Origin of the sequence: Dryocola clanedunensis subsp. sulfonylureivorans (assembly GCF_016756775.1) — a bacterium.
GTDB classification, from domain to species: Bacteria; Pseudomonadota; Gammaproteobacteria; order Enterobacterales; family Enterobacteriaceae; genus Dryocola; species Dryocola clanedunensis.
The window spans coordinates 1-789 of sequence record NZ_JAERMU010000075.1 but is presented as its reverse complement, the minus strand read 5'-3'; the positions used below and the strand labels follow the sequence as shown (position 1 = coordinate 789).

2 tRNA genes and 2 rRNA genes are annotated in these 789 nt (G+C 47.7%); all 4 read right to left on the bottom strand.

The features are described 5' to 3' along the window. Positions 1 to 127, bottom strand: a 23S ribosomal RNA gene (locus tag HYQ67_RS23840); the annotation flags it as partial. Between the two features lie 206 nt (positions 128 to 333). Then, a tRNA-Ala gene (locus HYQ67_RS23835) sits at positions 334 to 409 on the bottom strand. 118 nt (positions 410 to 527) lie between these two features. Continuing rightward, positions 528 to 604 (bottom strand) — tRNA-Ile (locus HYQ67_RS23830). A 69-nt stretch (positions 605 to 673) separates the two neighbouring features. Then, a 16S ribosomal RNA gene (locus tag HYQ67_RS23825) occupies positions 674 to 789 on the bottom strand; the annotation flags it as partial.

Genomic DNA, 789 nt, shown 5'->3' with positions numbered 1-789 from the left:
TTTCCCCATTCGGAAATCGCCGGTTATAACGGTTCATATCACCTTACCGACGCTTATCGCAGATTAGCACGTCCTTCATCGCCTCTGACTGCCAGGGCATCCACCGTGTACGCTTAGTCGCTTAACCTCACAACCCGAAGATGTCTCGTAAGACACAGTCGATGTTGTGAAAATTTGAGAGACTCGAACATATCGTATTCCCATTCCTTATTACGGAGGAATGAGACGACATGTCGTTTCAATTTTCAGCTTGTTCCGGATTTTTAAAGAGCAAATACTTCGCAGTACACTGTTAAACAGAGCACTTGGAAGTATTGTTTGAGCGTGAAATGATGGTGGAGCTAAGCGGGATCGAACCGCTGACCTCCTGCGTGCAAGGCAGGCGCTCTCCCAGCTGAGCTATAGCCCCATCGATTTCGTAAAACCTTTGATATTTTATTTACCTAATTTCTTCTCAGGCAAGGCGCAGCGCCGTGAAGCATACTTTGGTATGCGAACGGTGCTGTAACACAGCATGGGAAGAAATTTGGTAGGCCTGAGTGGACTTGAACCACCGACCTCACCCTTATCAGGGGTGCGCTCTAACCACCTGAGCTACAAGCCTATAAGGTTTTACTGCTCGTTTTCTATCAGACAATCTGTGTGAGCACTACGCAAGTTCGTATCTTTCAGGTAAGGAGGTGATCCAACCGCAGGTTCCCCTACGGTTACCTTGTTACGACTTCACCCCAGTCATGAATCACAAAGTGGTAAGCGCCCTCCCGAAGGTTAAGCTACCTACTTCTTTTG